Origin of the sequence: Streptomyces sp. NPDC051940, assembly GCF_040680895.1 — a bacterium.
GTDB lineage: Bacteria > Actinomycetota > Actinomycetes > Streptomycetales > Streptomycetaceae > Streptomyces.
Genome location: NZ_JBFAXR010000099.1, coordinates 26,218 through 34,053 on the forward strand (window position 1 = coordinate 26,218; position 7,836 = coordinate 34,053).

7 protein-coding genes are annotated in these 7,836 nt (G+C 72.6%); 4 read left to right on the plus strand and 3 right to left on the minus strand.

Annotated elements, in window-relative coordinates:
• Window positions 1–7 precede the first annotated feature (7 nt).
• The gene (gene ffh, locus AB0M28_RS29645) at window positions 8–1,549 is read left to right on the plus strand and encodes a signal recognition particle protein (RefSeq protein ID WP_365411660.1); all 1,542 of its coding nucleotides are present in this window, start codon (window positions 8–10) and stop codon (window positions 1,547–1,549) included.
• A 69-nt stretch (window positions 1,550–1,618) separates the two neighbouring features.
• On the opposite strand, the gene AB0M28_RS29650 is transcribed toward ffh, so the two are convergent.
• Together AB0M28_RS29650 and AB0M28_RS29655 are read right to left on the minus strand one after the other, a co-directional pair.
• Window positions 1,619–2,116: a YbaK/EbsC family protein gene (locus tag AB0M28_RS29650; protein ID WP_365411663.1), complete on the minus strand. Its 498-nt coding sequence runs from the start codon at window positions 2,114–2,116 to the stop codon at window positions 1,619–1,621.
• A complete protein-coding gene (locus AB0M28_RS29655) occupies window positions 2,074–2,994 on the minus strand; it encodes a DMT family transporter (protein WP_365411666.1) in 921 nt (306 codons plus the stop codon). Before AB0M28_RS29655 ends, AB0M28_RS29650 begins: the two co-directional genes overlap by 43 nt.
• A 92-nt stretch (window positions 2,995–3,086) precedes the next feature.
• On the opposite strand from AB0M28_RS29655, the gene AB0M28_RS29660 reads away from it, so the two are divergent.
• Entirely contained in the window at window positions 3,087–3,989 is a 903-nt protein-coding gene (locus AB0M28_RS29660) for a LysR family transcriptional regulator (protein ID WP_365411669.1), read from the plus strand.
• 51 nt (window positions 3,990–4,040) lie between these two features.
• Here AB0M28_RS29660 and AB0M28_RS29665 read toward each other — a convergent pair whose 3' ends face one another.
• Window positions 4,041–4,874: an SAM-dependent methyltransferase gene (locus AB0M28_RS29665; protein ID WP_365411672.1), complete on the minus strand. Its 834-nt coding sequence runs from the start codon at window positions 4,872–4,874 to the stop codon at window positions 4,041–4,043.
• 142 nt (window positions 4,875–5,016) lie between these two features.
• Between AB0M28_RS29665 and proS the strand changes: the two genes are divergently transcribed.
• Window positions 5,017–6,432, plus strand: a complete 1,416-nt coding sequence (gene proS, locus AB0M28_RS29670; RefSeq protein WP_365411675.1) for a proline--tRNA ligase — start codon at window positions 5,017–5,019, stop codon at window positions 6,430–6,432.
• A 273-nt stretch (window positions 6,433–6,705) separates the two neighbouring features.
• Window positions 6,706–7,296, plus strand: coding sequence for a hypothetical protein (locus tag AB0M28_RS29675; RefSeq protein ID WP_365411681.1), 591 nt, complete (start codon window positions 6,706–6,708; stop codon window positions 7,294–7,296).
• The last annotated feature ends 540 nt before the right edge of the window (window positions 7,297–7,836 follow it).

Genomic DNA, 7,836 nt, shown 5'->3' on the forward strand with positions numbered 1-7,836 from the left:
GACCGCCGTGTTCGACACTCTTTCCGATCGCCTCGAAGCAGCCTTCAAGTCCCTCCGGGGCAAGGGCCGCCTGACCGAGGCCGACATCGACGCCACGGCGCGTGAGATCCGTGTGGCCCTGCTGGAGGCCGACGTCGCGCTGCCCGTCGTACGGGCCTTCATCAAGCAGGTCAAGGACCGTGCCACCGGCATCGAGGTGTCGAAGGCACTGAACCCCTCGCAGCAGGTCATCAAGATCGTCAACGAGGAGCTCGTCGCGATCCTCGGCGGCGAGACCCGCCGGCTGCGGTTCGCGAAGAACCCGCCGACGGTCATCATGCTCGCCGGTCTGCAGGGTGCCGGTAAGACCACCCTCGCCGGAAAGCTCGGCCGGTGGCTCAAGGGCCAGGGGCACGCGCCCCTGCTCGTGGCCTGCGACCTGCAGCGCCCCAACGCCGTCAACCAGCTGAGCGTCGTCGCCGAGCGCGCCGGCGTCGCGGTGTACGCGCCCGAGCCGGGCAACGGCGTCGGCGACCCGGTGAAGGTCGCGAAGGACTCGATCGCGTACGCGCGTGACAAGCAGTACGACGTCGTGATCGTCGACACCGCCGGCCGCCTCGGCATCGACGCCGAGATGATGCAGCAGGCGGCCGACATCCGCGACGCGGTCAGCCCCGACGAGATCCTCTTCGTCGTCGACGCCATGATCGGCCAGGACGCGGTCAACACCGCCGAGGCGTTCCGCGACGGCGTCGGCTTCGACGGCGTCGTGCTGTCCAAGCTCGACGGCGACGCCCGCGGCGGTGCCGCGCTGTCCGTGGCGCACGTCACCGGCCGGCAGATCATGTTCGCCTCCAACGGCGAGAAGCTGGACGACTTCGACGCCTTCCACCCGGACCGGATGGCGTCGCGCATCCTGGGCATGGGCGACGTGCTGTCGCTCATCGAGAAGGCCGAGCAGACCTTCGACGCGGCCGAGGCCCAGAAGATGGCCGAGAAGCTGGCGAAGGGGCCGAAGGAGTTCACCCTCGACGACTTCCTGGCCCAGATGGAGCAGGTCCGCAAGATGGGCTCCATCTCCAAGCTGCTCGGGATGATGCCCGGCATGGGCCAGATCCGGGACCAGATCAACAACCTCGACGAGCGGGACGTCGACCGCACCGCGGCGATCATCAAGTCGATGACGCCGGGCGAGCGCCAGGACCCGATGATCATCAACGGCTCGCGCCGCGCCCGTATCGCGCGCGGCTCCGGCGTCGAGGTCTCGGCGGTGAAGAACCTGGTGGAGCGGTTCTTCGAGGCGCGCAAGATGATGTCCCGGATGGCCCAGGGCAAGGGCATGCCGGGGATGCCCGGCATCCCCGGGATGGGCGGCGCCACCAAGCGCAAGGGCAAGCCGGTCAAGAAGGCCAAGGGCAAGCAGCGCTCCGGCAACCCGATGAAGCGCCAGGAGGAGGAGCGCGCCGCGCAGGCGAAGCGCGAGGAGTCCGCGGGCAGCGCGTTCGGCCTGCCTGCGGGTCAGGACGCGTCGAACTTCGAGCTGCCGGACGAGTTCAAGAAGTTCATGTAAGCGCCAGTACGCAGGCCAGTACGGGTAAGGCCCGCGCTCCATGGAGCGCGGGCCTTACCCGTACCGCCGTCAGACCGCGATCGGCGCGACGCGCGGGCCGGCCAGCTCGGCGTAGTCCGCGCCCGCCAGGCACAGGGACCGGTCGAGCCGGGCCGCGTTGAAGTACAGCTCGGGCACGGCCACCACCGCCGGGTCGGCGACCAGCTCCATCTCCTCGTCGAAGCTGAACGGCAGCACCGTGCCGGGCACCGAGCCCGCGAGCCGCTCGGCGGTCTGCGCGTCCGTGAAACCGGCGTACCGGGCGCCGTACAGCCCGCGCACCGCGTCGAGGTCCACGCGGCGGTCGCCGGGCACGACGGCGAGCACGTGCCGGGTCGTCCTCCGGTCGGTCTTCACCCGAAGGATGATGCACTTCGCGGCGGACGAGACCGGGTGCCCGCGCAGGGCGCTGACCTCCTCCGTGGCCCCCTCGGGCGTGTGGTCGATGAGCCGGTACGCCGTACCCGCCGCGTCGAGCAGGTCGATCAGGCGCTGGTAAGTGCCGTGGGTGTTCCCGGTGTCGGACACGGGGTGGTTCCTTTCGCTGTACTGCGGTGGGTGCGTTCGACGGACTGGCCCCAGTACGTGCCGGCGACCATGAGGGCCGCGCCGAGGGCCGTGGCGGCGGTGAGCGGCTCGCCGCCCAGCCAGATGCCGGTGGCCACCGCCCACACGGGCTCGGTGCCCAGCAGCAGACTGGCACGGCTGGCGGACGTCCGCTGGATGGCCCAGGTCTGCGCGAGGAAGGCGAACACGCTGCAGAACAGGGCGAGATAGGCGAGCTGCGCCCAGGTGCCGGCGTCCGCGTGGACGAGGTCCGGCACCCCGGCGGCGGCGGGAACCAGCAGCAGGGCGGTACCCACGGCGCTCTGTACGGCGGTGAGGTGCAGCGGCCGTACGGCCCGGCCCGCCGTCGTACGACCGACCAGGGCGACGTGCCCGGCCCGGACCACCGCGGCGGCCAGCATCAGCAGGTCGCCGGAGCGGGGGGCGTCCAGCCCCGTGCCGGACATCAGGAGCCCCACGGCGGCCACGCAGACGCCGGCGGCGAGGAAGAACCGCCCGGGCAGCCGGCCGTTCCCGCGGTCCAGCAGCGGGGTGAGCACGATGGTGAGGCTGATGATCAGCCCCGCGTTGGCGGCGCTGGTGTGGGCGACGCCGTACGTCTCCAGCACCAGCACGGCGCCCTGGGTGACGCCGAGCAGGGTGCCCGCCCGCACCTCGTCGCGGGTGGGCCGGCGCCCGCGGACCAGCGCCAGGCAGGCGGCCGTCGACAGCGCGTACCGGGCGAGGAGGACGACCAGCACGGGGAGTACGACGGTGGCGTTCTTGGCGACCAGATAGCTGGAGCCCCAGACGACCGCGACGAGCAGGAGCACCAGGTCGGTGCGGCGGGAAGCGAGCACGGCCACCACGCTGCCGCAACGGCACGCTGAAGCCCAGACCCAACTTCTGAAGGTACGTTGTAGCAGGGCTACAACGTGGGAGGGGCGGGCGGATGGACGCGAGGCAGCTGCGGATCCTGCGCGAGCTCGGCGAGCTGGGCAGCGTGAGCGCCGTCGCCGAGGCGATGCTGGTGACGCCGTCGGCCATCTCCCAGCAACTGCGGCTGCTGCAGCGCTCGGTCCCCGTGCCGCTGACCGAGCGCGACGGCCGCCGGGTGGTGCTCACCGACGCCGGGAGGGCGCTGGCCGCCGCGGCGATCGAGGTGGAGACGGCGCTGGCGCGGGCCCGGCACACGGTGGAGGAGTTCGTGGGTCGCCCCGACGCGGCGGTGTCGGTGGCGGCCTTCCACAGCGCGGCGTCGTCGTTCTTCCCGCTGCTGCTGCGGGGGGTGTCCGGGCCCCGGCTCTCCCTCGCGGACGAGGACGTCGCCCAGGAGCGCTTCCCGGCGCTGACCCGCGACTACGACCTCGTACTCGCGCACCGCCTCGACCACACGCCCGGCTGGCCCGGCACGGTGACCGCGACGACGCTGCTGCGCGAGCCGCTGGACGTGGCGCTGCCCGCCGGCCATCCGCTGGCTGACAGGGCCCGGCTCGCGCCGCGGGAGGTCGCCGGCGAACCGTGGATCACCGCGCACGAGGGGTTCCCGGTGGCGGCGACCCTGGACGCGATCGCGGTCGCCGCGGGCCGGCCGCTGGACATCGTGCACCGCATCAACGAGTTCACGGTCGTCGCGCACGCCGTGGCGGCCGGCGGCGGGCTGGCACTGCTGCCGCGGTGGACGGGGCGGCCGTATCCCGGCGTGGTGCTGCGGCCGCTGGAGGGCGTGCGCGCCCGGCGCGACATCGACGTACTGCACCGCCCCGAGCGCACCGCGCGCCGGGCCGTACGCACGGTCCTCGCCGAACTGCGCCGGGCGGCCGCGGAGATCCGGCGGTCGGACGCTCCGGAGTGATCAGGCCAGCGGGTCCTCCGGTGTGACCGGGCCGGGGTCCTTCGGTGGTGGTCAGGCAGTGGCGATCAGATAGCGGAACACGTTGGGCATCCACACCGTGCCGTCGGGGCGGCGGTACGGGTGGAGCGCCTCGGCCAGCTCCTTGCGGACCTGTGCCTCGTCCAGCGCGCGGATCGCCGCGCCGAAGTAGCCGGTGGAGAGCAGACCGCGCACCGCGCTGTCCACGTCGGCGTAGCCGAAGGGGCACGCCACCCGGCCGGAGCCGGCGGGCCGCAGCCCCGCCGCCCGCGCGAGCTCCTCCAGATCGTCGCGGCCCGCGGGCTGCCAGCCGCCCGCCCGGTCCGCGAGCCGGGAGCCCAGGCGCAGCACGGAGGCCGTGGCGCAGCGCTCCGACGGGCCCCAGCCGGCCAGTACGACGGGACTGCCGGCCTCGGCGAGCACCGCGGCCTCGGCGAGGGCGGAGGCGCGGGAGCGCTCGAAGGACGTGACGGCCGTGAACGGCCTCTGCGGTACGGCGGGCAGGGAGCCGCCCGGGAGGAACACGTCGTACACCTGCTGCCCCGGGCCGGTCCGCGGCTCGCCGGCCAGGCGCTCGCGCGCCAGCGCCAGCCGCCGGGAGTCGGTGTCCAGCCCGGTGACCGAGGCCCCGCGCCGCGCCGCCAGCAGCAGGGCGAGACCGGTGCCGCAGCGAAGGCCCAGCAGCCGGCTGCCCGGGCCGATGCCGAGCCGCTCGTACACCGCCTCGTACAGCGGGACGAGCATGCGCTCCTGGATCTCCGCCCAGTCCCGGGTGCGGGCACCGGGCGCCTCGCGGGGGGCCGGCGGGGCCGGTGTCCGGGGATGCCGTGATGTGGCGGGGTGGGTCCGTACGAGCGCAGGAGTCATCGTGTCAACGCCCCAATCAGCCGGATCTCGCCTACTGGTCCCCCGTGAGGCCCTCCCCCTCATGTGCCAGATAACTCCCCATCCGTCCGGGCGTCCATAGGCGATTCGGCAAAGTCCCGGGGAGGGCCGTACCATCTGCGCCATGGCAAAGGCACCCGTTCTCACGCCCCAGGCGGAAGACTTTCCGCGCTGGTACCAGGATCTGATCAACAAGGCCGAGCTGGCCGACAACGGCCCGGTGCGCGGCACCATGGTGATCCGACCGTACGGGTACGGGCTGTGGGAGCGGATGCAGCAGGACATGGACCGCCGGATCAAGGAGGTCGGGGCGCAGAACGCGTACTTCCCCCTCTTCATCCCGCAGTCCTACCTGACGCGTGAGGCCGAGCACGTCGAGGGCTTCGCGCCGGAGCTGGCGGTCGTCACGCACGGCGGCGGCAAGGAGCTGGAGGAGCCGGTCGTCGTCCGGCCCACCTCCGAGACGATCATCAACGAGTACTTCTCGAAGTGGGTGCAGAGCTACCGCGATCTGCCGCTGCTGATCAACCAGTGGGCGAACGTGGTCCGCTGGGAGATGCGCCCGCGCCTCTTCCTGCGTACGTCGGAGTTCCTGTGGCAGGAGGGGCACACGGCCCACGCCACGTACGAGGACGCGCGGGACTACGCCGCGAAGATCCACCGTGATGTGTACGAGGCGTTCATGCGCGACGTCCTCGCCATCGACGTCGTCCCCGGCCGCAAGACCGTCAAGGAGCGCTTCGCCGGCGCCATCAACACCCTCACCCTCGAGGCGATGATGGGCGACGGCAAGGCGCTGCAGATGGGCACCAGCCACGAGCTGGGCCAGAACTTCGCCAAGGCGTTCAACACCTCCTACCTGTCCAAGGAGGGCAAGCAGGAGCTGGTCTGGCAGACCTCCTGGGGCTCCACGACCCGCATGGTCGGCGCGCTGGTGATGGCGCACGGCGACGACAACGGTCTGCGGGTGCCGCCGCGCCTGGCCCACATCCAGGTCGTGGTCATGGCGATCAAGGGTGACGACGCGGTCGTCGCCAAGGTGCGCGAGATCGGCGACCGGCTGACGGCGGCCGGTCTGCGGGTGCGGGTCGACGACCGGACGGACACGCCGTTCGGCCGCCGCGCGGTGGACTGGGAGCTCAAGGGCGTCCCGGTGCGGGTCGAGGTCGGCCCGCGCGATCTGGAGAACGGGACCGCGATGGTCGCCCGGCGGATCGCCGGCGGCAAGGAGCCCGTCCGGATCGACGCTCTTGACGGGCTGCTGCCGAAGGTGCTCGAAGAGGACCAGCAGCTGCTGCTGACGCAGTCGCGCGAGCGGCGCGAGTCGCGTACGAGCGATGTGCGGACGATCGAGGAGGCCGCGGAGGTCGCCGTGGGCGGCGGCTGGGCGCGCATCCCGTGGGCGGACCTGGGCCCGGAGGGCGAGGCCAAGCTCGGCGAGCAGTCCGTTTCGGTGCGGTGCCTGGTCGCGGAGGACGGGTCGGTTCCGGACGGCTACGACGTACCGGGTACGGTGGCGATCGTCGCTCGGTCGTACTGAGACGGATTCCGGTTCCCCCTGCGGGAACCGGATGCGGGTGACAGCCGTCGTATCTGTGCACGCCCCCAGCGCGTAGTTTCAGCCACGCGCTGGGTGGTGCGCGCCGGGTATGTAACGGCTTGTAGTGAGCCATGCCCGTACGCGTCACAATCTCCGGAGTTCTGCGTACCTGCCCTCGCATCGGCGTATGAGCGTGGTACCAGCCGGTAGGGGCAAATGATTTCGGATGCCGGGAATCGGAACACCGGCGGGCACTCGCTCGTTATTCACGACGTGAGCACGACACCACCTGTACTGGCCGCCGAGCTGGCAGTCGCGTGGGCCGAAATCCAACGGCACCACCCGGAACTGCCCGACCTCGCCGCGCCCGAAGCGCTGATCGGTGAGTCCTCCTCCGCCTGTGGCGGGGAACTCTCCTTCGAACGGCTCCTGCATGAAGCCGTCCACGGTGTGGCCGCGGCCCGCGGCATCCGCGACACCTCGCGGGCGGGGCGCTACCACAACCGCCGATTCCTTGCCATCGCCGAGGAGATGGGGCTCGAGCACGCGGACGAGCCCCATGCCAGCAGCGGGTTCTCGCTGGTGACCCTCACCCCCGAGACCAAGAAGCGGTACCGGCCGGCGATGGACCGTCTCAACCGGGCCCTGAAGGCACACACGGTCGCCACGACGGCGGAGACCACGCGCGCCTTCCGGGGGCCGGCCGCCCGGCACGGGTCGTCGGGGGGCGGCGTCCGGGTCAAGGCGGTCTGCGACTGCGGGCGCAACGTCCGCGTCGTCCCGTCCGTTCTGGCGCAGGCGCCCATCGTCTGCGGCGGATGCGGTAAGCCGTTCCGGATTCCGGAGACGGCGGCCGCGGCGTAGCGCGCGTCCGGGTCACCTCCAGCAGGGACTGCAGCTGCTCGAGCGACCCCGGCCCGGCGGCCTCGGCCGCCACCGTATGGCCGACGGCCCACGCCGCTCGGCCATACCGCCATGCCTCGACGCCTCCGGCGGGGCGCGGGGGCACTCGGTGCGCGTTCGGCGGCCGCCGCCCCGCGCCTTCGGCGCGGCTGTGCGGGGTGGGCGGTGTACGCCCCGTGGCCGGCGCCGCCCCGCGCCTTCGGCGCGGGGATTGCCCCCGCCCACACGCCACCCGTTAAGGGGTGTCTTGCCTGACGCCGGCGCCTGGGGGTGCGGGGCGGCCCGGGGGGCCTGGTCTTGCGCCGGCACGCGGGGCCGGGCCCTGCATGCCTGGGGAACGCCGGGGCGACGGGCGGGCCGTCCGCCGTCTCGTGCCGTGAGGGCTTGGGTGGGCCGTCCGCCGTCTCGTGCGGTGGGGGCTTGGGCGGGCCGTCCGCCGTCTCGCGCCGTGAGGGCTTGGGTGGGGCCCCTGTCGTACGTCAAGCGAAGCAGTACGGCAGG